The following is a 681-nucleotide window of genomic DNA, read 5'->3' as shown; positions in this document are numbered from 1 at the left end:
CTGGGCACGCTGCACTACGACTGGCAGCGCAACACCGGTTCGGGCTTCGTCAGCATCGGCGCGGCCGATCAGGCGACCTACACCCTGGGCGACCCCGAYGTSGGCGGCACGGTCCGGGTGGTGGTCAGCTACACCGACCAGCAGGGCACGGCCGAGGCGGTGACCAGCTCGGCCACCGCGTCGATCGCCGCGGTCAACGACGCCCCGACCGGCGGCGCCAGCATCACCGGCACGCCGACCGAGGACCAGGTCCTGACGGCGGTCTCGACCCTGGCCGACGTCGACGGCCTGGGCACGCTGCACTACCANACCGGCGGCGCCAGCATCACCGGCACGCCGACCGAGGACCAGGTCCTGACGGCGGTCTCGACCCTGGCCGACGTCGACGGYCTGRGCACGCTGCACTACGACTGGCAGCGCAACACCGGTTCGGGCTTCGTCAGCATCGGCGCGGCCGATCAGGCGACCTACACCCTGGGCGACTCCGACGTGGGCGGCACGGTCCGGGTGGTGGTCAGCTACACCGACCAGCAGGGYTTCGCCGAGTCGGCGACCAGCTCGGCCACCGCCGCCATCGCCAACGTCAACGACGCCCCGACCGGCGGCGTCAGCGTCACCGGCACGACCACCGAGAACCAGATCCTGACGGCCGACACCGCCGCCCTGGTCGATCTCGACGGT

The 681-nt window shown here is 72.0% G+C and carries 1 protein-coding gene; it reads left to right on the top strand.

The annotated features are described in order from the left end of the window. Window positions 1–309: 309 nt before the first annotated feature. The coding region (locus ASD38_RS24575) for a hypothetical protein (RefSeq protein ID WP_235523806.1) at window positions 310–681 on the top strand (372 nt) is incomplete at both ends.

The sequence above is a fragment of the Caulobacter sp. Root487D2Y genome (assembly GCF_001427165.1).
Classification (GTDB): Bacteria; Pseudomonadota; Alphaproteobacteria; order Caulobacterales; family Caulobacteraceae; genus Caulobacter.
Note: the sequence above shows the minus strand (reverse complement) of the source record. Positions and strands in the feature narration are given on the sequence as shown.